This window comes from Pseudomonas sp. NPDC089996 (assembly GCF_044748405.1).
GTDB lineage: Bacteria > Pseudomonadota > Gammaproteobacteria > Pseudomonadales > Pseudomonadaceae > Aquipseudomonas.
In genome coordinates, this window is record NZ_JBIVGA010000001.1 from 86,608 (window position 1) to 108,817 (window position 22,210).

The 22,210-nt window shown below is 62.8% G+C and carries 22 protein-coding genes; 12 read left to right on the forward strand and 10 right to left on the reverse strand.

What is annotated here, in order from left to right; translation table 11 throughout:
- Positions 1 to 37: 37 nt before the first annotated feature.
- Positions 38 to 937: a choline sulfate utilization transcriptional regulator gene (locus tag ACIPW4_RS00435; RefSeq protein WP_400653924.1), complete on the reverse strand. Its 900-nt coding sequence runs from the start codon at positions 935 to 937 to the stop codon at positions 38 to 40.
- Between the two features lie 108 nt (positions 938 to 1,045).
- Between ACIPW4_RS00435 and betC the strand changes: the two genes are divergently transcribed.
- Positions 1,046 to 2,563, forward strand: a complete 1,518-nt coding sequence (gene betC, locus ACIPW4_RS00440; protein WP_400653925.1) for a choline-sulfatase — start codon at positions 1,046 to 1,048, stop codon at positions 2,561 to 2,563.
- A 14-nt stretch (positions 2,564 to 2,577) separates the two neighbouring features.
- Positions 2,578 to 3,507 carry a choline ABC transporter substrate-binding protein gene (gene choX, locus ACIPW4_RS00445; RefSeq protein ID WP_400653927.1) on the forward strand — a complete coding sequence of 310 codons (930 nt, stop codon included), beginning with the start codon at positions 2,578 to 2,580 and terminating at the stop codon, positions 3,505 to 3,507.
- Positions 3,508 to 3,638: 131 nt separating this feature from the next.
- Here the strand turns inward: choX and aroE are convergent, their stop codons facing one another.
- Positions 3,639 to 4,463 (reverse strand): shikimate dehydrogenase, encoded by an 825-nt coding sequence (gene aroE, locus ACIPW4_RS00450; protein ID WP_400653929.1) that lies wholly within the window; start codon positions 4,461 to 4,463, stop codon positions 3,639 to 3,641.
- Between the two features lie 25 nt (positions 4,464 to 4,488).
- Complete coding sequence (hemF, locus tag ACIPW4_RS00455) at positions 4,489 to 5,400, reverse strand: oxygen-dependent coproporphyrinogen oxidase (RefSeq protein WP_400653931.1); 912 nt, start codon at positions 5,398 to 5,400, stop codon at positions 4,489 to 4,491.
- 135 nt (positions 5,401 to 5,535) lie between these two features.
- Between hemF and ACIPW4_RS00460 the strand changes: the two genes are divergently transcribed.
- Entirely contained in the window at positions 5,536 to 6,513 is a 978-nt protein-coding gene (locus tag ACIPW4_RS00460; protein WP_400653933.1) for an NADPH:quinone reductase, read from the forward strand.
- Between the two features lie 148 nt (positions 6,514 to 6,661).
- Here ACIPW4_RS00460 and ACIPW4_RS00465 read toward each other — a convergent pair whose 3' ends face one another.
- From ACIPW4_RS00465 to dprA, 4 genes are all read right to left on the reverse strand, one after another.
- Positions 6,662 to 6,979, reverse strand: a complete 318-nt coding sequence (locus ACIPW4_RS00465) for a hypothetical protein (protein ID WP_400653934.1) — start codon at positions 6,977 to 6,979, stop codon at positions 6,662 to 6,664.
- Between the two features lie 460 nt (positions 6,980 to 7,439).
- On the reverse strand, positions 7,440 to 7,589 hold the full coding sequence (locus ACIPW4_RS00470) for a hypothetical protein (RefSeq protein ID WP_400653936.1): 150 nt from the start codon (positions 7,587 to 7,589) through the stop codon (positions 7,440 to 7,442).
- A gap of 154 nt (positions 7,590 to 7,743) precedes the next feature.
- Complete coding sequence (locus tag ACIPW4_RS00475; RefSeq protein WP_011953122.1) at positions 7,744 to 8,301, reverse strand: L-threonylcarbamoyladenylate synthase; 558 nt, start codon at positions 8,299 to 8,301, stop codon at positions 7,744 to 7,746.
- A gap of 42 nt (positions 8,302 to 8,343) precedes the next feature.
- On the reverse strand, positions 8,344 to 9,441 hold the full coding sequence (gene dprA / locus ACIPW4_RS00480) for a DNA-processing protein DprA (RefSeq protein ID WP_400653938.1): 1,098 nt from the start codon (positions 9,439 to 9,441) through the stop codon (positions 8,344 to 8,346).
- A 207-nt stretch (positions 9,442 to 9,648) separates the two neighbouring features.
- Here dprA and def point away from each other — a divergent pair, with 207 nt between their 5' ends.
- Genes def through ACIPW4_RS00505 form a run of 5 tightly spaced genes read left to right on the forward strand, consistent with a single transcriptional unit; the run spans position 9,649 to position 14,173 of the window.
- On the forward strand, positions 9,649 to 10,155 hold the full coding sequence (gene def / locus ACIPW4_RS00485) for a peptide deformylase (protein ID WP_016712797.1): 507 nt from the start codon (positions 9,649 to 9,651) through the stop codon (positions 10,153 to 10,155).
- A gap of 60 nt (positions 10,156 to 10,215) precedes the next feature.
- Positions 10,216 to 11,148, forward strand: coding sequence for a methionyl-tRNA formyltransferase (fmt, locus tag ACIPW4_RS00490; protein WP_400653940.1), 933 nt, complete (start codon positions 10,216 to 10,218; stop codon positions 11,146 to 11,148).
- Positions 11,145 to 12,455, forward strand: a complete 1,311-nt coding sequence (gene rsmB / locus ACIPW4_RS00495; RefSeq protein WP_400653942.1) for a 16S rRNA (cytosine(967)-C(5))-methyltransferase RsmB — start codon at positions 11,145 to 11,147, stop codon at positions 12,453 to 12,455. The genes fmt and rsmB overlap by 4 nt, the downstream gene beginning before the upstream one ends.
- A 24-nt stretch (positions 12,456 to 12,479) precedes the next feature.
- Positions 12,480 to 13,853 carry a Trk system potassium transporter TrkA gene (trkA, locus tag ACIPW4_RS00500; protein ID WP_400653944.1) on the forward strand — a complete coding sequence of 458 codons (1,374 nt, stop codon included), beginning with the start codon at positions 12,480 to 12,482 and terminating at the stop codon, positions 13,851 to 13,853.
- Between the two features lie 11 nt (positions 13,854 to 13,864).
- Entirely contained in the window at positions 13,865 to 14,173 is a 309-nt protein-coding gene (locus ACIPW4_RS00505) for a tetratricopeptide repeat protein (RefSeq protein ID WP_400653946.1), read from the forward strand.
- 118 nt (positions 14,174 to 14,291) lie between these two features.
- Here the strand turns inward: ACIPW4_RS00505 and ACIPW4_RS00510 are convergent, their stop codons facing one another.
- On the reverse strand, positions 14,292 to 15,179 hold the full coding sequence (locus ACIPW4_RS00510) for a lysophospholipid acyltransferase (RefSeq protein WP_400653948.1): 888 nt from the start codon (positions 15,177 to 15,179) through the stop codon (positions 14,292 to 14,294).
- Positions 15,180 to 15,219: 40 nt separating this feature from the next.
- Positions 15,220 to 15,771 (reverse strand): DNA-3-methyladenine glycosylase I, encoded by a 552-nt coding sequence (locus tag ACIPW4_RS00515; protein ID WP_110638920.1) that lies wholly within the window; start codon positions 15,769 to 15,771, stop codon positions 15,220 to 15,222.
- 83 nt (positions 15,772 to 15,854) lie between these two features.
- On the opposite strand from ACIPW4_RS00515, the gene glyQ reads away from it, so the two are divergent.
- The 4 genes from glyQ (at position 15,855) to ACIPW4_RS00535 (ending at position 20,219) form a co-directional block, all read left to right on the forward strand.
- Positions 15,855 to 16,802 carry a glycine--tRNA ligase subunit alpha gene (gene glyQ / locus ACIPW4_RS00520; protein ID WP_027592054.1) on the forward strand — a complete coding sequence of 316 codons (948 nt, stop codon included), beginning with the start codon at positions 15,855 to 15,857 and terminating at the stop codon, positions 16,800 to 16,802.
- Complete coding sequence (gene glyS, locus ACIPW4_RS00525) at positions 16,799 to 18,850, forward strand: glycine--tRNA ligase subunit beta (RefSeq protein ID WP_400653951.1); 2,052 nt, start codon at positions 16,799 to 16,801, stop codon at positions 18,848 to 18,850. The genes glyQ and glyS overlap by 4 nt, the downstream gene beginning before the upstream one ends.
- A gap of 3 nt (positions 18,851 to 18,853) precedes the next feature.
- Positions 18,854 to 19,381: a D-glycero-beta-D-manno-heptose 1,7-bisphosphate 7-phosphatase gene (gene gmhB, locus ACIPW4_RS00530; RefSeq protein WP_400653953.1), complete on the forward strand. Its 528-nt coding sequence runs from the start codon at positions 18,854 to 18,856 to the stop codon at positions 19,379 to 19,381.
- A 67-nt stretch (positions 19,382 to 19,448) separates the two neighbouring features.
- Positions 19,449 to 20,219, forward strand: a complete 771-nt coding sequence (locus ACIPW4_RS00535) for a lysophospholipid acyltransferase family protein (RefSeq protein ID WP_400653955.1) — start codon at positions 19,449 to 19,451, stop codon at positions 20,217 to 20,219.
- A 309-nt stretch (positions 20,220 to 20,528) separates the two neighbouring features.
- Here the strand turns inward: ACIPW4_RS00535 and ACIPW4_RS00540 are convergent, their stop codons facing one another.
- Positions 20,529 to 22,148, reverse strand: a complete 1,620-nt coding sequence (locus ACIPW4_RS00540) for an MFS transporter (protein WP_400653957.1) — start codon at positions 22,146 to 22,148, stop codon at positions 20,529 to 20,531.
- Positions 22,149 to 22,210 lie beyond the last annotated feature (62 nt).

Genomic DNA, 22,210 nt, shown 5'->3' on the forward strand with positions numbered 1-22,210 from the left:
TTGTGTCGCGAAGGGCCGCAAAGCGGCCCCGGGGACGTCAAAGGTTACGTTCATCCTCCAGCCAATCCACAAACCGCTCGATCAATGCCCCGCGTCGCTTGCGCGGCGGCAACACCACGTAATACCCCCGTTCAGAGCGCAAGCTCCCCTGCAGCGGCCGGCACAACAAGCCTTGCTCCACCAACCCGTCAACCAGATGCCCCCAGCCAATCGCCACCCCTTGCCCGGCAATCGCCGCCTGAATCAACAAGGTGTAGTTATCGAACCGCAACTGACCCGGCGGCGGCGGGCTGGCCACGCCAAACCCGCGAAACACCCCCGCCCAGTCAAACCAGCGGCTGGCCTGCTCACCGCGCAAATGAAGCAACGGCAATCGTTGCAAAGCCACGGCTGACGTGGGTTTGCCATGAATCAGCCGGGGGCTGCAGACCGGGAAAACCTCCTCATCGAACAACCATCGGCTCTCGCCTTGATGAAAGCGCCCATCGCCAAACAATACCGCCACGTCGATATCGGGACGCAACATCCCCTGGCTGCGCTCACCGGTCACCAGGCTCACATCCACCTGTGGATAAGCGTCGTGAAAGCGCTGCAGCCGGGGCATGAGCCAGAACGCTGCAAAAGCGAAGTCGGTGGCCACCTGCAGCACTTCACGCTGGCCCCGCCCACTGGCCTGGGCAATGCCGTCATCCATTGCCTGCAAACCCTGATGCACCTGCTCGAACAGCAACTGGCCCGCCTCGGTCAGCTCGATGCCTCGGTAGATACGGTCGAACAGGCGGGTAGCCAGCTGCGCCTCCAGCCGCTTCACCTGCTGGCTCACCGCAGGCTGGGTGGTGCCCAACTCCAACGCCGCAGCGGTGAAGCCGTGCAGACGAGCAGCCGCCTCGAATACACGCAAGGCATCCAGCGACAACTCGGCAAGGTGGTCAAACATAAGCTCAGCTAATCCCAGACATTGCCCGCCATGGGCTTTACCCATGTTATCCACAGTCGCATCTTGATAGGCAAGCGGTTCGCATAATTCTCAACGATGGAAGCCACCATGACGCCCCCGAATATCCTGTTCATCATGGCCGACCAGATGGCCGCACCCTTGCTGCCGATCTACGGCCCCTCGCCCATCCAGATGCCCCATCTGAGCCGCCTCGCCGAGCAGGCGGTGGTGTTCGACTCGGCCTACTGCAACAGCCCACTGTGCGCTCCGTCACGCTTCACCCTGGTCAGCGGCCAACTGCCAAGCCGTATCGGCGCCTATGACAATGCGGCCGATTTCCCCGCCGACGTGCCAACTTATGCACACTACCTGCGCCGGCTGGGCTACCGCACCGCGCTGTCGGGCAAGATGCACTTTTGTGGCCCGGACCAACTGCATGGCTATGAGGAGCGCCTGACCAGCGACATCTACCCTGCCGACTACGGTTGGGCGGTGAACTGGGATGAGCCCGATGTGCGTCCGAGCTGGTACCACAACATGTCCTCGGTGCTGCAGGCCGGGCCCTGCGTGCGTACCAACCAACTGGATTTCGACGAGGAAGTGGTATTCAAGGCGCGTCAGTACCTCTACGACCACGTGCGCGAGAACGATGGCCGGCCGTTCTGCCTGACGGTGTCCATGACGCACCCGCATGACCCATACACCATTCCCAAACGCTACTGGGATCGCTACGAGGCTGTGGATATCCCCATGCCCCGTGCCGAATTCAGCCAGGAGGATCTCGACCCCCACTCGCAACGCTTGCTCAAGGTCTATGACCTGTGGAACAAACCGCTCCCTGTGGACAAGATCCGCGACGCCCGCCGCGCCTACTTCGGTGCCTGCAGCTACATCGACGACAACATTGGCCAGCTGCTGCAAACCCTGGAGGAATGCGGCCTGGCCGACGATACCCTGATCGTGTTCTCCGGTGACCACGGCGACATGCTTGGCGAGCGCGGGCTCTGGTACAAGATGCACTGGTTCGAGATGTCGGCACGCGTCCCGCTGCTGATACACGCACCTAAACGCTTCGCCGCAAGCCGGATAGGTGCTTCGGTATCGACCTGCGATCTACTGCCGACGCTGGTGGAACTGGCGGGCGGTGCTGTGGATAAGCAGCTGCACCTGGACGGCCGCTCACTGCTCGGCCACCTGCAAGGGCAGGGCGGCCACGACGAGGTGATCGGCGAATACATGGCCGAAGGCACCGTCGGCCCGCTGATGATGATCCGCCGTGGACCGTACAAATTCGTATACAGCGAAGACGACCCTTGCCTACTCTATGACCTGAGCCGCGACCCGCACGAACGGGAGAACCTCACCGGCAGCCCGGACCACCAGGCGCTGCTGCAGGCATTTGTCGATGAAGCATGCCAGCGCTGGGACATCCCCAGCCTGCGCCAGCAAGTCCTGGCCAGCCAACGCCGCCGCCGCCTGGTGGCCGAGGCGCTGGCGATCGGCAAGCTGAAAAGCTGGGACCACCAACCGTTGGTGGACGCCAGCCAACAGTACATGCGCAACCACATCGATCTCGACGACCTCGAGCGCAAGGCACGTTATCCACAGCCCGCCCCCATGGATTGATAAGAGAGGCCGCCATGCACAAGTTCTCCACCGCCGTGTTCGCCCTGGCCCTGAGCCTAGGCGCCACCACGGCCCACGCCGCCGACAGCGACGCGCAATGCAGTACCGTGAAGATGGCCGACCCCGGCTGGAGCGATATCGCCTCGACCAACGCTGTCGCCCGGTTGTTGCTGGAAAGCCTGGGCTACCAGGTGAAGATAGACAGCCTGGCGGTGCCAATCATCTACGGTGGCCTCAAGGACGGCCGGGTAGATGCCTTCCTGGGCAACTGGATGCCGGCGCAACAAGGCTTCCATGACAAGTTCATCGCCAACGGCGATGTGCAGCAACTGTCGCGCAACCTGGAAGGGACCGAGTTCACTCTGGCAGTTCCGGATTACGTGTGGAATGCCGGGGTGAAAGATTTCGCGGACCTGCAGAAGAATGCCGACAAGTTCGACAAGAAACTCTACGGCATCGGCTCCGGCGCGCCCGCGAACCTGTCGCTGAAGGAGATCATCGACAAGAACGAATTCAACCTGGGCCAGTGGAAGCTGGTGGAATCCAGCGAACAGGCGATGCTGGCGCAGGTGGACCGGGCTGTGAAGAAACAGCAGTTCATCACCTTCCTCGGCTGGACGCCGCACCCGATGAACGTGAAGCTGAAGATGCACTACCTGACGGGCGGGGAGAAGTGGTTCGGCAGCAAGGGCGAAGTGTTCACCCTGACCCGCAAAGGTTATCCACAAGCCTGCCCGAATGCAACGAAGCTGCTGGGTAACCTGAGTTTCACCCTGGACATGGAAAACACCATCATGGCCGAGGTTGTGGATAAGAAGATCAGCTTCGATGAGGCGGCCAAGGCTTGGGTGAAGCAGCACCCCGAGCGGCTGGAAGGGTGGTTGGCGGGGGTGACCACCAAGGCTGGTGGCAATGCCCTGGAGGCCGTCAAAGCCAAGCTCTGATTCCCGGCTTATCCGAGTACTCTGTGGGAGCGGGCTTGCCCGCGAACACCGGCAAAGCCGGTGCCAGGCACCGCGGTGAATTCTTCGCGGACAAGCCCGCTTCCACAAGGGAGATAGGTAATCCTGAAGGATCAGCCCCGAGCGAGTTGTCGGCGGAGTTCTGCAAGAACCGGCGCCGTATCCGGCCGCACCCCGCGCCAGATGAAGAAGGCCTCAGCTGCCTGCTCGGCCAGCATCCCCAGCCCGTCCAGCACCTTGGCCGCGCCCAGCTTCTCAGCCCACTGGCAGAACGGTGTCGGTTCCTTGCCATACATCATGTCGTAGCACACCGTGCGCCCCGCCTCGACCAGGCTGTCGGCAATCGGCGGCAGCTCACCGGCCAGGCTCGCCGAGGTGGCGTTGATGATCACGTCCACCGGCTCCTGCAACCAGGCAAACCCACTGGCCACCACCGGCCCCAGTTCATCGAACTCCCGCGCCAGCTGCTCGGCCTTCTCCACGGTGCGGTTGGCAATCACCAGCGATTGCGGATTGTGCGCCAGGATCGGCTCCAGCACCCCGCGCACGGCGCCACCGGCCCCGAGGATGAGAATGCGCTTGCCAGCCAGTTCGACCCCAGCGTTCACCGTCAGGTCGCGCACCAGGCCAGCGCCGTCGGTGTTGTCGCCCTGCAGCGTGCCATCGGCCAGCTTGCTCAGGGTGTTTACCGCACCCGCACGCTGGGCACGTGGCGTCAGGCTGTCACACAGGCGGTAGGCCTCTTCCTTGAACGGCACGGTGACGTTGCCACCGCTGCCTTGCTTGAAGAAGCCGCGCGCGCAATCGCTGAATTCATCCACAGGCGCCAGCAGGGTGGCGTATTCCAGGTCCTGACCGGTCTGTTCGGCGAACAGGCGGTGGATCAGCGGCGACTTGCTATGGCCGATCGGGTTACCGAAAACAACATACTGGTCCATGACGATTCCTCTTTTATCCACAGGCCTACTGGCCAAGCCAGTCGCGGTCCTGCAGGAAGTATTCGGTCAGGCGCGCTTCCTCGCTGCCGGGCGCGGCCTTCCAGTCATAGCCCCAGCGCACTTGCGGCGGCAGCGACATCAGGATCGACTCGGTGCGGCCACCGGACTGCAGGCCGAACAAGGTGCCACGGTCGTAGACCAGGTTGAACTCCACATAGCGGCCACGGCGGTATTCCTGAAATTCGCGCTGCTGCGGGGTGAAGGGGGTGTGCTTGCGGCGCTGGACGATCGGCAGGTAGGCCTCGACGTAGGCATCGCCGATGGCGCGCAAGAAGGCGAAGCAGGTGTCGAAGTCCCACTCGTTCAGGTCATCGAAGAACAGGCCACCGATGCCACGCGGCTCGCCGCGGTGCTTGAGGTGGAAGTAACGATCGCACCAGGCCTTGTAGCGTGGGTATACCTCAGCGCCGAAGGGTGCGCAGGCCTGCTCGGCCACGCGGTGCCAATGCACGCAGTCTTCCTCGTTGCCGTAATAGGGCGTCAGGTCGAAGCCGCCACCGAACCACCAGACCGCCTCTTCACCTTCCTTCTCGGCGATGAAGAAGCGCACGTTGGCGTGGGACGTCGGCACGTGCGGGTTGTGCGGGTGGATCACCAGCGACACGCCCAGGGCCTCGAAGCCACGGCCCGCCAGTTCGGGGCGGTGGGCGCTGGCCGATGGTGGCAGGCCGGCGCCGAACACGTGGGAGAAGTTGACCCCACCTTTCTCGATCAGCTTGCCATCGCCGATCACCCGCGTGCGGCCCCCGCCACCGGCTTCGCGCACCCAGGCGTCCTCGACGAAGCGGGCGCCGCCATCTTCGGCTTCGAGGGCAGAGCAGATGCGGTCTTGCAGGTCGAGCAGGTAGGCTTTCACGGCCTCGGTGCGGCTAGTCATCGGGTCACCAGGAACGGGCAGGGAAGAATTCGCCGGCTAGCATACCACCGCCTGTGCGCGCGCCGCAGTTGACGACGATCAAGCAAAGGCGTCCGATAGAAGGCCTTTTCCCGATCCCGACGACAGGAGTGCGAGATGGCCAAGCGTATCCAGTTCAGCCAGCATGGCGGCCCGGAAGTGCTGCAGCTTGTGGAGTTCGAACCCGCCCCACCCGGGCCGCAGCAGGTACGTGTGCGTAACCATGCAATCGGCCTGAACTTCATCGACACTTATTTCCGCGGTGGGCTCTACGCACCGCCATCCCTGCCCTCTGGCCTGGGTACCGAGGCGGCGGGCGTGGTCGAAGCCGTGGGTGAGGGCGTGACCCGGCTGAAGGTCGGTGACCGCGTGGCCTATGGCACCGGCCCGCTGGGGGCGTACAGCGAAGTGCATACGCTGCCAGAGGCCAACCTGGTCAAGCTGCCCGACAACATCAGTTTCGAGCAGGCGGCAGCGGTGATGCTCAAGGGGCTGACCGTGCAGTACCTGCTGAAGCAGACTTATGAGGTGAAAGCGGGTGACGTGATTCTGTTCCACGCCGCAGCGGGTGGTGTCGGTTCGCTGGCCTGCCAGTGGGCCAAGGCCCTAGGCGCCAAGTTGATCGGCACCGTAAGCTCGGCAGAGAAGGCCGAGCGGGCCAAGGCGCTGGGGGCATGGGCGACCATCGACTACAGCCGCGAGGACGTGGCCAAGCGGGTGCTGGAGCTGACCGATGGCAAGAAGTGCCCGGTGGTGTATGACGGCGTCGGTGCCGACACCTGGCTGACCTCGCTGGACTGCCTGCAGCCGCGTGGGTTGATGGTGAGCTTCGGCAATGCCTCAGGGGCGGTGAGCGGGGTGAACCTGGGGATTTTGTCGCAGAAGGGCTCGCTGTATGTGACCCGGCCGACGTTGGCGACCTATGCCAACAATGCCGAGAACACCCAGGCCATGGCGGATGACCTGTTTGCGATGATTGGCAGTGGGAAGCTGGCTGTGGATATCCAGCAGCGGTATCCGCTGAGTGAGGCGGCGAAGGCACAGGCGGAGCTGTCGGCGCGCAGGACTGTCGGCTCTACCGTTCTGCTGCCTTGAGCCGAACACTGCTCTAAAGCCAGTCGATCATCCCCTTGTGGGAGCGGGCTTGCCCGCGAAGCAGCCACCGCGATGGATGGCACCGGCTCCGCCGGTGTTCGCGGGCGAGCCCGCTCCCACAGGTATTGCATCGGCCTCGAATACAGCGCTAACCCTTTGAGGGCTGTCTTGCCGATGCTGGCGTCGTCTCGATGCCATCGAGAATCGCCTCGATAACGCCTTCCGCCATTTCAATCGCATGCAGGTTCGACCAGAACATGCCGCGGCCTTCTTCGCGCATGTAGTCCAAGGCTTTGTAGCCGGTTTCATAGGCGCAGCGCAGGTACAGCGCTACGTGAACCAAGGCATCTTCAGCCGCTATGTTCGGGTTGACGGTGAACAAGGCTTCATGGCCAGCATCGCAACGGCCGAAAGATCGGTTGGAAGTGCAGGGTAGGGGTGGATCTGGAACAATCTTTTTCATCATGAGATCTCCTTCAGAGCTGCATCCATTCGTTACCACACGAATAGGTGGCAGCTGCACGCGGGGTGGTAAACCGGGTGGGAGATCTCAAACCCCGGCAGGCACGAAGCCTCCCGCGTACAGCCGCCATAGACTGCCAAGATCACCCTGCTTCCGGGTTACCACACCCGATCGCCAAGTTATTCGGCGACGGATGAAGCCTAGAGGCAGAGATTCCCACTGAGAAGGTGATGGCAGGGGACGCGGGTCGTAGGATATTTCCCAAACCGCAAGCTGGACAGTCATTCCGACAAATTCAGAAAAACCTGACTTCAGTGAAAGCGTAATGTGACAGGGAGGCCACCAGCTTGACCGTGCAGGTTCGGAAGCGTAGCCTTTGATCGTGAGGTTGTGCTGGTGCGCCGGTTGATTTTCAAGTTATCCGGGCGAGTACATCTTCATCCTTTGGCCGCTTAAGCGGCCTTTATTTTTTGGGCTTGTTTTTATCCCCTTTAGGGATGATGGAATAGAGCTCGGCTTTGAGCTTGCGTGCCGTCAGTTCAAAGATCGCCTCATCAAAGACTTCATTGCCATAGCCATCATCACGGCCAATTGTGCTGCGAAGAGCGGTCATGGTCGGGGCGTTTTCCAGATTGATGGGGCCGCTTTGCGGCCCTTTCGCGACACAAGGCCGCTCCTACAGGCATAGCGCCAGGGCTGAGAGCTGCCCTGTTCTTGTAGGAGCGGCCTTGTGTCGCGAAACGAGGGCGTAGCCCTCGCCAGCGGTATCAGCCCGGCCGCACGACCTCACCAGTAGCCAGATTCCGAATCACACTCGGATTCTTCCGCCCCCCCAGCGCCCCGCCGAGCACCAGGTCCAGCTGGCCATGGAAGTACTGCTCCACCCGCAGCCGGGTCTTGGCAGCCGGGCGCCCGCCCGGGTTGCAGGAGGTGGAAATCAGCGGCCCGACCAACGCACACAGCTCACGCACCACCGGGTGATCACTGACCCGCAGCGCCACGGTGTCATGCTGCCCGGTCACCCACTCGGGCAACAGGTCCTGATGCGGCACCAGCCAGGTATTCGGCCCGGGCCAGGTGCTGCCCATGCGGTCGATCCAGTCCTCAGGGAAGTCCTCGAACAGGAAGTCGAACTGGCGGATGTTGTCGGCGATCAGGATCAAGCCTTTATCCACAGGCCGTGACTTCAGCGCCAGCAGGCGATACACCGCGTCTTCGTTCCACGGGTCGCAGCCAAGGCCCCAGACCGCTTCCGTCGGGTAGGCGATCACTGCACCCGCCCGGATCTCACGTGCGGCTTGTTGCACACGAAAACTGCTCACCATTTGCGTCTCTCCGCCATTTGACCTTGCTTGCGCGCAGTGTACTTAGCCAGCGCGGGCAAACCAACGCCCGGCGACATTGCTGACCCGGCCCTCAAGCTCCAATTCGGTCAGCTGTGCCAGCACCTCGGCCAGCGGCCGGTCGCTGAAGTGGGCCAGGTTCTCGCTAGTCTGTGGCGCCGCATGCAGCAGGGCAAGCAACGGATGAGCCGGTTTTTCCACAGCTACAGGCGGCAGGTTCTGCCAACCGCGCAGGCTCTCCAGAATCTGTTCGACACTTTCCACCAGCAGTGCGCCATCACGGATCAGCTGATGACAGCCCTTGGCCGCCGGGTGGTGGATGGAACCGGGAATCGCGTACACCTCGCGACCCTGCTCAGCCGCCAGGCGGGCGGTGATCAACGAGCCGCTGGCAAGGCTGGCCTCGACCACCAGCACGCCGAGCGACAACCCGCTTATGATGCGATTGCGCCGCGGGAAGTTGCCCGGCAACGGCCCGGCATCGAGCGGATACTCGGACACCAGCGCACCGCCTGTGTCGACCATCATCCGGGCAAGGTCGCGGTGGCGCTGTGGATAAAGTTTTTGCAAGCCCGTGCCGAGCACACCAATGGTGCCCCCTGCGACCTCCAACGCCGCCCGATGAGCGGCACCATCGATGCCCAGGGCGAGCCCGCTGGTGATGGTGAAACCGGCCTGCGCCAGGTAGCGGGAAAATGCCCTGGCCGTGTCGAGTGCGGGAGGTGTGGCACGCCTGCTGCCCACAATGGCCAGCTGAGGCCGGTCAAGCAGCGCCGGATCACCCGCCACGAAAAGCAGCGGTGGGGCATCGTCGATTTCACCCAGCAGCGCAGGGTAGTCAGGGCTGTCCCACATCAGCAAATGCTGGCCCGGACGCTCTAGCCAGGCCATTGCAGCCAGCGCGCCGTCGCGCACTTCGGCGCTGCGCCGGGCATCGATAGTGGCCTGCGCAATGCCTAATGCACGCCACGCCGAGCCCGGTGCACTGAGCGCCGAAGATGCACTGCCAAAGGCTTCCAGCAAGGTGCGAAAGCGTCGCAGTCCCGCGTCGGGTAGGCGATGAAGACGTAATCGCGCCTCCAGTTCAGCGGGCGGACAAGACGACGAACGGTAAATCGACATGGGGATCATCCTTGATCTGAACAGGGCCATCTACGTGGCACAACCTGTGGATAAGTTTGTGGGTAACAGTTTGAAAAGCTGTCCATGATTTCCCGGCTATCAGGCCTATAGAGACCCTAGCCGAGCTTTCGCAGGTGCTGAATTCGCCGATTCCCTTTATTATGTGTGCTCAGTTTTCAACCGACCGCACAGTGACTGCCTGACCTTATGGCCATCTTGAACATTCTCGAATTCCCGGACCCGCGCCTGCGCACCATTGCCAAACCGGTAACGGTGTTCGACGACGCCCTGCGTCAGCTGATCGACGACATGTTTGAAACCATGTACGAAGCCCCGGGCATCGGCCTGGCCGCCACCCAGGTCAACGTGCACCTGCAAGTCGTGGTCATGGACCTCAGTGAAGACCGCAGCGAGCCGCGCGTCTTCATCAACCCGACTGTCGAAGAACTGACCCACGACATGGGCCAGTACCAGGAGGGCTGCCTGTCGGTCCCGGGCTTCTACGAGAACGTCGACCGCCCGCTGCGTGTGCGGGTCAAGGCCCAGGACCGCGACGGCAAGCCGTACGAGCTGGAGTGCGAAGGCCTGCTGGCGGTGTGCGTGCAGCACGAGTTCGACCACCTCAACGGCAAGCTGTTCGTCGACTACCTGTCGCAACTCAAGCGCGACCGGATCAAGAAGAAGCTGGAAAAGCAGCACCGCCAGCAAGCCTGATCCCCACCTCCCAGAAGGCTTGCTCCGGCAAGCCTTTTTCTTTTTGGAAGCGAGAACGCCATGCGCATCGTCTTTGCAGGCACACCAGAGTTTGCTGCCGAACACCTCAAGGCCCTGCTCGACAGCCCGTACGAGATCGTGGCTGTCTACACCCAGCCCGACCGCCCCGCCGGCCGCGGCCAGAAGCTCATGCCGAGCCCGGTCAAGCAGTTGGCCCTGGCCCATGACATCCCTGTGTTGCAACCGCCGACTCTGCGCAATGCCCAAGCACAGGAAGAACTGGCCGAACTGAAGCCGGACCTGATGGTGGTGGTTGCCTACGGCCTGATCCTGCCGCAAGCCGTGCTCGACATCCCGCGCCTGGGTTGCATCAACAGCCACGCCTCCTTGCTGCCACGCTGGCGCGGAGCGGCACCGATCCAGCGCGCCGTGGAAGCCGGCGATGCCGAGAGCGGCGTGACCGTGATGCGCATGGAAGCCGGCCTGGATACCGGGCCGATGCTGCTCAAGGTGGTCACCCCGATCAGCGCTGACGACACCGGCGGCAGCCTGCACGACCGCCTCGCCGAAATGGGCCCGCCGGCTGTAGTCCAGGCCATCGCCGGGTTGGCAGACGGTTCGCTGCAAGGTGAAGTCCAGGACGATGCCCTGGCCACTTATGCACACAAGCTGAACAAGGACGAAGCCCGTATCGACTGGAGCCGCCCGGCCGTCGAACTGGAACGCCTGATCCGTGCCTTCAACCCTTGGCCGGTGTGCCACAGCACGCTGGATGGGGAGAGCGTGAAGGTGCTCGCTGCCAACGTGTCCACAGGTAAAGGCGCTCCGGGCGAGATCCTTTCCGCCAGCAAGGACGGTCTTGTTGTCGCCTGCGGTGATCAGGCCCTGAGCCTGACACGCCTGCAGCTGCCGGGTGGCAAGGCCCTGAACTTCAGCGACCTGTTCAACAGCCGCCGCGAGAAGTTCGCCGCCGGCAAGGTGCTGGGCCAATGAACCCACGCCTCGCCGCCGCCCGTGCCCTTGCCGCTGTACTCAGCGGCAAGGCCTCGCTGAACAGCTCGCTACCGGCGCAACTGGACAAAGTCGAAGAGCGTGACCGGGGCCTGACCCAGGACCTGGCGTTCGGTACCGCCCGCTGGCAGCCACGCCTGGATCTGCTGGCCGCGCAGCTGTTGCAGAAGCCGTTCAAGGCCGCCGATGCCGATGTGCAGGCGCTGCTGCTGGTCGGCTTGTACCAGCTGTTCTACACCCGTATTCCGGCCCACGCTGCCATCGGCGAGACCGTGGGCTGCGCCGACAAGCTGAAGAAGCCTTGGGCCAAGGGCCTGCTCAATGCCGTGCTACGCCGCGCCCAGCGCGAAGGCGAAGCACTGCTCGCGAGCATGGAACGCGACCCGGTGGTGCGCACCGCACACCCGCGCTGGTTGCAGAAATCGCTGAAAGCCTTCTGGCCGGAGCAATGGGAAGCCATCTGCGCCGCCAATAACGCCCACCCGCCGATGATCCTGCGGGTCAACCGCCGCCACCACAGCCGCGACGCCTACCTGGCGTTGCTGGCCGAGGCAGGCGTCGGCGCCAGCGCCTGCCAGTACAGCCGTGACGGCATCGTGCTGGCCGAAGCCTGCGACGTGCGTGGCCTGCCAGGCTTCGCCGAAGGTTGGGTGAGCGTGCAGGACGAAGCTGCGCAGCTGTCTGCCGACCTGCTGGAACTGGCCCCCGGCCAGCGCGTACTCGACGCCTGCTGCGCCCCGGGCGGCAAGACCTGCCACCTGCTCGAAGCTGAGGCAGGCCTGGCCCACGTGGTGGCTATCGACCTCGAAGCCAAGCGCCTGACCCGCGTGCGCGAGAACCTTGACCGTCTGCAGCTGGAGGCCGAGCTGATTGCCTGCGATGCCCGTGACACCGCCAGCTGGTGGGACGGCAAGCCGTTCCAGCGCATCCTGCTCGATGCACCGTGCTCGGCCACCGGTGTGATCCGCCGCCACCCGGACATCAAGCTGACCCGCCAGGCCGAAGATATTCCGGCCCTGGCCGCGCTGCAAGGCGAGCTGCTCGATGCCCTGTGGCCGACCCTGGAAGTGGGCGGCATGCTGCTGTACGCCACCTGCTCCAGCCTGCCGACCGAGAACACCGAAGTGATCGACGCTTTCCTCGCCCGCACCCCGGGCGCCCGTGAGCTGGACCTGGCCACCGAAGCCGGCCTGCGCCAGCCCCACGGCCGCCAGCTGCTGGCCCAGGAAGGCGGCCACGACGGTTTCTACTATGCCAAGCTGATCAAGATCGCCGCATCGCGCGGATAAGAACAAAAGGTAAGGGAGTAGCGGATGAAGATCATCATCCTCGGCGCAGGGCAGGTAGGTGGTACGTTGGCGGAACACCTGGCCAGCGAAGCCAACGACATTACCGTGGTCGATACCGACGGCGACCGCCTGCGCGATCTCGGTGACCGCCTGGACATACGCACCGTGCAGGGCCGCGGCTCGCTGCCTACGGTGCTGCGCCAGGCCGGTGCCGATGACGCCGACATGCTGGTGGCGGTGACCAACAGCGATGAAACCAACATGGTCGCCTGCCAGGTGGCCTACTCGCTGTTCCACACCCCGACCAAGATCGCCCGGGTGCGCGAGTCGACCTACCTTACCCGTGAAGAGCTTTTCGACAACGACCACATCCCGGTCGACGTGCTGATCAGCCCCGAGCAGGTGGTAACCAACTACATCAAACGCCTGATCGAACACCCAGGTTCACTTCAGGTGATCGACTTCGCCGAAGGCAAGGCCCAGCTGGTAGCGGTCAAGGCCTATTACGGCGGCCCGCTGGTGGGCCAGCAGCTGCGCCAGATCCGCGCGCACATGCCCAACGTCGATACCCGTGTGGCAGCTATCTTCCGCCGCGACCGGCCCATCACCCCACGCGGTGACACGGTGATCGAAGCCGACGACGAAGTGTTCTTCATCGCTGCGAAGAAGGACATCCGGGCCGTGATGGGCGAACTGCGCCGCATCGACGAGACCAACAAACGCATCGTGATCGCTGGCGGCGGGCAGATCGGCGAGCGTCTGGCCGAAGCCATCGAGAGCCGCTACCAGGTCAAGATCATCGAGATGAGCCCGGCACGCTGCCGGCACCTCTCCGATACCCTTGAAAGCACGGTGGTGCTGCAGGGCAGTGCCTCGGACAAGGACCTGATGCTCGAAGAGAACATCGCCGACGCCGACATCTTCCTGGCCCTGACCAACGACGACGAAGCCAACATCATGTCGTCGCTGCTGGCCAAGCGCCTTGGCGCGGGCAAGGTCATGACCATCATCAATAACCCGGCCTATGTCGACCTGGTGCAGGGCGGCGACATCGACATTGCCATCAGCCCGCAGCTGGCCACCATCGGCACCTTGCTGGCACACGTGCGGCGTGGCGATATCGTCAGCGTGCACTCGCTGCGCCGCGGCGCGGCCGAGGCCATCGAGGCGGTGGCGCACGGCGATTCGAAGTCGAGCAAGGTGGTCGGCAAGGCTGTGGAAAACATCGCCTTGCCACCGGGCACCACCATCGGCGCGATCATCCGCGACGAGCAAGTGCTGATTGCCCACGACGACACGCTGATCGAGTCGGGCGACCATGTGATTCTGTTCGTTGTGGATAAAAAGCACATTCGCGATGTGGAGAAGCTGTTCCACGTCGGCTTGAGTTTCTTCTAGGGGAAGACGGCATGCGCGAATCGCTGGAGAAAATGCTGGCCAAGGGTGTGGATAACCCGCTGCTGAGGTTTGGGTTGGGCAAGGCCTGGCTGGATGAGGGCAATGGCGCAGAAGCGGCGGTGCACCTGGCACGGTGTGTGGAGCAGGACCCGAAGTACTCGGCGGCGTGGAAGCTGTTGGGGAAGGCGTATCAGCTGGTCGGTGACCTGGCAGCGGCGCGCAAGGCGTGGGAGGACGGGATCGTTGCGGCCCAGGCCCATGGGGACAAGCAGGCCGAGAAAGAAATGACTGTGTTCCTGAAGAAACTGAACAAGGTCTGACATTGCTGGGGCTGCTTTGCAGCCCTTTCGCGACGCAAGGCCGCTCCTACAGTTGGTCGCGGTCGCCTGTAGGAGCGGCCTTGTGTCGCGAAAGGGGCGCAAAGCGCCCCCAACAATCTCAATACCAGCGCGGCTCTCCAGCCGGGCGCTTCTTGAAGCGCTTCATGCTCCACATGTACTGGCTCGGGTACTCGCGCACATAACGCTCGACCACCTTGCTCATGGCCGCCGCCGACTCCGTCACATCGGTGCTGTACATCGCTTCCGGCGCCGCTTCCAGAATCACTCTGAAGCCCGACCCGTCCGGCAGCCGCAGCGCGTGCAGGAACACCCCCACCGCCTTGCCACCGGCCAGCATGTTCGGCACGAACTTGCTGGTCAGCGCCTGGGTGCCGAGGAACGGCACGAACACACCCGCCGACTCGGCCGGCTCCGGGTCGGCAGGGATACCCACCTGCCCGCCGCGACGCACTTCCTTGATCACACTGAGGATGCCTTCCTTGGTCGAAGGGGCCACGCGGTTGCCCATCTGCACCCGCTGCTCACGCAGCAGGTCATCCACCGCCTTGAGCTTTGGCGGGCGGTAGAAGATGATCGGTTTGCACTGGTTGCAATAGAAGTGGTTGAGCACTTCCCAGTTGCCCAAATGGCTGGTGATGCCGACCACGCCCTTGCCCGAGGCCAGGGCCTGCTCCAGCACTTCCAGGCCGTGCACTTCCTTGACCAGGTCCAGCGAACGCTGGGGCGGCCAGATCCAGGCACAGGCACTTTCGACGAACGATTTGCCGATATCCTTCAGTGCACGGCCGACCAGTTGCTCACGTTCGACCGGGTCCATTTCCGGGAAGCATTTGGCCAGGTTGATGCGCACGACATTGCGCGAGCCGTTGGGCACTTTCCACATCAGCCAGCCGATGCCGGCACCCACGCGCTGCACAGCGCCCCAGGGCAGCTTGGCAAACAGTCGCAGCACCCCGACCATCAGGGCGCCCTTGAACTTTTCCACAGGCAATTCCTTATTTCAGCAAGGCGCGCATTGTAACCCCTCAGCGCAACAAGGCGGCGTAGCGATCGCAATCGGTGGTGTGGTCCATGACCATGCCGGTGGCCTGCATGAAGGCGTAGCAGATGGTCGGGCCGACGAAGGTGAAGCCGGCTTTCTGCAGCGCTTTGCTCATGGCCTTGGCTTCATCGGTGACCGCCGGCACATCACCACGGCCCTGGAAGTGATTGATTTTCGGCTCGCCGCCAACGAACGACCAAAGCCACTCGGCTGGGTTATCCACAGCCAGCCAGGCCTGGGCGTTGCGCCGGGCAGCCTTGAGCTTGAGGCGGTTGCGGATGATGCCGGCGTCCAGCATCAGCTCCTCAATGCGTTCGTCGCTCATGGCCGCCAGTTTCACCGGGTCGAAGCCGTGCATCACCTCACGGTAACGCTCGCGTTTGCGCAAAACGGTGATCCACGACAGCCCCGCCTGGAACCCTTCGAGCAAAAGCATCTCGAACAGCAACGCCGGGTCGCGCTGTGGCGTTCCCCATTCCTGGTCATGGTAGGCCTGGTACAACGGATCGTCGGTACACCAAAAGCAGCGTGGCATAAGGCTCCAATGAGTAGAGGGCGAGGCGAATCAGGTTATACTCCCGCTCTTTACATCCGCATCCCCAGATACAGGTGAATTTCGTGAGCCAGCCTACGCCAGCCGTGCGTACCTTCCAAGACCTGATCCTCGCCCTGCAAAACTACTGGGCAGCTCAAGGTTGTGTGGTGCTTCAGCCCTACGATATGGAAGTAGGCGCCGGCACTTTCCACACCGCTACATTCCTGCGCGCCGTGGGTCCAGAAACCTGGAACGCCGCCTATGTGCAGCCTAGCCGTCGCCCTGCCGACGGGCGGTATGGCGAAAACCCCAACCGCCTGCAGCACTACTACCAGTTCCAGGTGGTCCTGAAGCCGAACCCGGCCAACTTCCAGGAGCTGTACCTCGGCTCGCTGAAAGCCATCGGCCTGGACCCGCTGGTCCACGACATCCGCTTCGTCGAAGACAACTGGGAGTCGCCGACCCTGGGCGCCTGGGGCCTGGGCTGGGAAATCTGGCTGAACGGCATGGAAGTCACCCAGTTCACCTACTTCCAGCAGGTCGGTGGTATCGAGTGCTACCCGGTCACTGGTGAAATCACCTACGGCCTCGAGCGCCTGGCCATGTACATCCAGGGCGTCGACTCGGTGTACGACCTGGTGTGGGCCGACGGCCCGTTCGGCAAGGTCACTTACGGCGACGTGTTCCACCAGAACGAGGTGGAGCAGTCGACGTACAACTTCGAACACGCCAACGTCGAGAAACTGTTCGAACTGTTCGATTTCTACGAAAGCGAAGCCAACCGCCTGATCAAGCTGGAGCTGCCGCTGCCGACCTATGAAATGGTCCTGAAGGCCTCGCACACCTTCAACTTGCTGGACGCCCGCCGCGCCATCTCGGTAACCGAGCGCCAGCGTTACATCCTGCGCGTTCGTACCCTGGCCCGGGACGTGGCGCAAAGCTATCTGCAAGCCCGCGCACGCCTGGGCTTCCCGATGGCTACCCCTGAACTGCGTGACGAAGTGTTGGCGAAGCTGGAGGCTGCACAATGAGTGCTCAAGATTTCCTGGTAGAACTGGGCACCGAAGAGCTGCCACCCAAAGCCCTGGCAAGCCTCGGCGACGCCTTCCTGGCCGGCATCGAGAAGGGCCTGCAGGCCGCTGGCCTGAACTACACCGGCAAGCAGGTCTATGCTGCGCCGCGTCGCCTGGCCGTGCTGATCCGCCAGCTGGACGTGCAGCAGCCTGACCGCAGCATCAACATCGACGGCCCGCCCATGCAGGCGGCTTTCAAAGACGGCGAGCCGACCCAGGCTGCCTTGGGCTTCGCCAAGAAGTGCGGCGTGGAGCTGGCCGAAATTGACCAGAGCGGCGCCAAGCTGCGCTTCTCCCAGCACATCCCGGGCAAGGCCACCGACAGCCTGCTGCCGACCATCGTCGAGGATTCGCTCAACGATCTGCCTATCCCCAAGCGCATGCGCTGGGCCGCCAGCCGCGAAGAGTTCGTGCGCCCGACCCAGTGGCTGGTGATGCTGCTGGGCGATCAGGTGGTCGACTGCACCATCCTGTCGCAGAAGGCCGGCCGTGAATCCCGTGGCCACCGGTTCCACCACCCGGAGAACGTGGTCATCACCACCCCGGCCAACTACGTCGAGGACCTGCGCAAGGCCTACGTGCTGGCCGACTTCGCCGAGCGTCGCGAACTGATCGGCAAGCGCACCGCCGAACTGGCCATGCAGCAGGAAGGCAGCGCCATCGTGCCGCCGGCGCTGCTGGACGAAGTGACTGCCCTGGTCGAATGGCCAGTGCCGCTGGTGTGCTCGTTCGAAGAGCGTTTCCTCGAGGTGCCGCAGGAAGCCCTGATCACCACCATGCAGGACAACCAGAAGTACTTCTGCCTGCTGGACAGCGAAGGCAAGCTGCTGCCGCGCTTCATCACCGTGGCCAACGTCGAAAGCCGTGACCCGATGCAGATCGTGCAGGGTAACGAGAAGGTCGTGCGCCCGCGCCTGACCGACGCCGAGTTCTTCTTCAAGCAGGACAAGAAGCAGCCACTGGAAACCTTCAACGAGCGCCTGAAGAACGTGGTGTTCCAGGCTCAGCTGGGCACTGTCTACGACAAGGCCGAGCGCGTTTCCAGGTTGGCTGCATTCATCGCCCCGCTCATCGGCGGCGACGCCCAGCGCGCCGGTCGTGCCGGCCTGCTGTCGAAGTGCGACCTGGCCACCGAGATGGTCGGCGAGTTCCCTGAAATGCAGGGCGTTGCCGGCTACTACTACGCGCTCAACGACGGTGAACCGCAAGACGTCGCCCTGGCCCTGAACGAGCAGTACATGCCGCGCGGTGCTGGCGCCGAGCTGCCGCAGACCCTCACCGGTGCGGCCGTGGCCATCGCCGACAAGCTCGACACCCTGGTCGGCATCTTCGGCATCGGTATGCTGCCCACCGGCAGCAAGGACCCATATGCCCTGCGCCGTGCCGCCCTGGGCGTGCTGCGCATCCTGATCGAAAAGCAGCTGGACCTGGACCTGAGCGCCGCAGTCGACTTCGCGGTCAAGCAGTTCGGCGCCAAGGTCAAGGCCGCTGGCCTGGCCGAACAGGTGCTGGAGTTCGTCTTCGACCGCCTGCGCGCGCGTTACGAAGACGAAGGCATCGACGTTGCCACCTACCTGTCGGTACGTGCCCTGAAGCCGGCTTCTGCCCTCGACTTCGACCAGCGCGTACAAGCCGTGCAGGCCTTCCGCAAGCTGCCCGAAGCCGAGGCCCTGGCCGCGGTGAACAAGCGTGTGTCGAACCTGCTGAGCAAGGCCGAAGGCGCCATTGCCGAACAGGTCGAGCCGAAGTACTTCGACAACGCCAACGAGTTCTCCCTGTACTCGGCCATCCAGCAGGCCGACCAGGCCGTGCAACCGATGGCAGCTGCTCGCCAGTACAGCGAATCGCTGGCCCGCCTGGCGGCCCTGCGTGACCCGGTCGACGCCTTCTTCGAGGCGGTGATGGTCAACGCCGAAGATGCCAAGGTCCGTGCCAACCGTTATGCCCTGCTCAGCCGCCTGCGCGGCCTGTTCCTGGGCGTGGCCGATATTTCGCTGCTGGGGTAAGCCTTGAAACTGCTGATACTCGATCGTGACGGGGTGATCAACTACGACTCCGACGCCTACATCAAGACGCTGGAAGAGTGGATCCCGATCCCTGGCTCGGTCGAGGCCATCGCGCAGTTGAGCAAGGCGGGCTGGACGGTGGCCGTGGCCACCAACCAGTCTGGCATCGCCCGTGGCTATTACTCGCTGGCAACCCTCGAAGCCATGCACGCGCGCTTGCGCGAGCTGGTGGCCGGGCAGGGCGGCGAAGTCGGCCATATCGTGTATTGCCCGCACGGGCCGGACGAAGGCTGCGATTGCCGCAAGCCCAAGCCTGGCATGCTGCGGGCAATCGCCGAGCATTACCAGGTAGGCCTTGAAGGCGTCTGGTTCGTTGGCGACAGCAAAGGTGACCTGGAGGCCGCCCTGGCCGTCGGTGCACAACCCGTGTTGGTCAAAACCGGCAAGGGCGAGCGGACCCTGGAAAAAGGCGTCCCTGAAACTACACTGATTTTCGACGATCTGGCAGCTATCGCCAGAGAAATTATTTAAACGACAATGCGCCCTCCTTGGGGCGCATTTTCCCAGGCGGGCACGCCCCGCAACGGTACTTGCCACTATGTCGATCCTGCAGGCGATCAGAATCTTTCTTTTTTACCTGCTGCTGGGCACCAGTTCGCTGCTGTGGTGCTCGCTGAGCTTCTTCGTCGCCCCGTTCTTGTCGTTCCCCAAGCGCTACAGGTTCATCAACGTGTACTGGTGCCGTTGCGCACTGTTCCTGGCGCGCACCATTCTGGGCATCGACTACAAGGTCACGGGTGCCGAAAATGTGCCGGCTGAACCTTGCGTAATCCTCGCCAACCACCAGAGCACTTGGGAAACATTCTTCCTGTCCCAGTATTTCTCGCCGCTGAGCCAGGTGCTCAAGCGCGAACTGCTGTATGTGCCGTTCTTTGGTTGGGCCATGGCCATGCTGCGGCCTATCGCGATCAACCGCGACAACCCCAAGGAAGCACTGCGCCAGGTGGCCAGTAAAGGTGACGAGCTGCTCAAGCAGAAAACCTGGGTACTGATTTTCCCGGAAGGTACACGTGTGCCGTTCGGTACTGTGGGCAAATTCTCCCGAGGCGGTACGGCGCTGGCAGTAAATGCCGGGCTGCCGGTGCTGCCGATTGCACACAACGCAGGCAAGTTCTGGCCCAAGACTGGCTGGGGCAAACGTTCGGGCACCATCGAGGTGGTGATCGGCAAGCCGATGTACGCAGAGGGTACCGGGCCACGGGCCATTGCCGAGCTCAATGACCGTGCTGCAGCGTGGAACGAAGCGACTCAGCGGGCAATGGGGTCTCTGCCGCCAGTGGATGAAAAACCGCAGGAGCAGATCGCCTGACCATCTGTGGATAACTTGTGAACAGTTTTTTCTTGAAGTGCCAGAAATCGACGCTAAGTATATGAATTAGCTGTTTATTTCCCGATATGACATTTTTCTGAAAAACGTGCATAAGTTTTTTTGGAGCATAAGAAAACCGGCTTTTACAGCCGGTTTTTTTATGGGCTTTGCAGACGCTTGGAGATCCTGTGGGAGCGGCCTTGTGTCGCGAAAGGGCCGCGCAGCGGCCCCAGGATTTCAGCGGTAATGCAGAAATTGCCGGGGCCGCTTTGCGGCCCTTCGCGACACAAGGCCGCTCTCACAAAAACGTCAGACCTTGTCGATATCCACGTCTTTGGTTTCCTTGAGGCAGAAGATCCCCACCACCAGGCTGATGCCGGTAACCAGCACCGGGTACCACAGGCCATAGAAGATATCCCCGGTATACACCACCAGCGCGAACGACACGGTCGGCAGGAAGCCACCGAACCAGCCGTTGCCGATGTGGTAGGGCAGGGACATCGAGGTGTAGCGGATGCGGGTCGGGAACAGCTCGACCATCACTGCCGCCAGCGGCCCATAGGTCATGGTTGCAATCAGGATCATCGCGACGATCAGCACCACGACCATCACCTGGTTGACCTGCCCGGGGTCAGCCTTGGCCGGGTAGCCCGCCTGCTCGATCGCAGTGCGCATGGCCGTTTCGTCAAAGCCGTTGATGGTCTTGTCACCAATGTTCACCACAACATCGCTGCCAGCCACGCTCACTGAGCTGTACGGCAGGCCTTGTTTGACCAGGAACGTCTTGACCTTGTCGCACGGGCTGTCAAAACGCGCCTTGCCAACCGGGTCGAACTGGAAGGTACAGCCTTGCGGATCAGCAGTGACCACGATCGGCGCCTGACGGCTGGCTGCATCGATCTGCGGGTTGGCGTAGTGGCTCAGCGCCTTGAACATCGGGAAGTACAGCACGGTGGCCAGCAGCAGGCCGAGCATGAGGATCGGTTTGCGCCCGATACGATCGGACAGCCAACCGAAGAACACGAAGAACGGCGCACCGATTACCACGCTGATGATCAGCAGGGTATTGGCCTGGGCCGGGTCCATCTTGAGCATCTGGGTCATGAAGAACAGCACATAGAACTGTGCTGTATAGAAGGTCACGGCTTGCCCGGCGTTGATGCTGAACAGCGCAGTCAGCACAACTTTCAGGTTCGGCCAGGAGGTGAACGACTCGCGGATCGGTGACTTGCTGACCTTGCCCTGGGCCTTCATTTTCACGAAGGCCGGCGACTCGTGCATGCTCATGCGGATCCAGGTGGAGATCGCCAGCAGGAAGATCGACAGCAGGAATGGCAGGCGCCAGCCCCAGGTTTCGAACTGGTCACCGCTGATGTAGCGGCTGCCCAGCACCACCAGCAATGACAGCAGCAGGCCCAGGGTCGCGGTGGACTGGATGAAACCGGTATGGAAGCCACGCTTGCCCGGTGGTGCGTGCTCGGCCACATAGGTGGCGGCGCCGCCATACTCACCCCCCAGCGCCAGCCCCTGGAGCATGCGCAGGATCACCAGGATGATCGGTGCCGCGATACCAATGCTGGCGTAAGTGGGTAGCAGGCCGACAGCGAACGTCGACAAGCCCATCAGCACGATGGTCACCAGGAAGGTGTACTTGCGTCCGATCATGTCGCCCAGGCGGCCGAACACCAACGCGCCGAAGGGCCTTACCAGGAAGCCGGCGGCAAAGGCCATCAGGGCGAAGATGAAGGCGGTGGTGTCGTTCACTCCGGCAAAGAACTGCTTGCTGATGACGGCGGCCAGCGCCCCGTAGAGAAAAAAGTCATACCACTCGAACACCGTCCCGAGGGATGACGCGAAAATGATCTTGCGTTCTTCACGACGGCTGGAGGCGCCCGCCGTTGCACCCTGCTCTTGGATGTAATCCGACATCGTTGCTGTCCTCGGCCCGCAGGCCACAGTGATTATTCTTGTTGTTCCACTGTCGGCAGCCT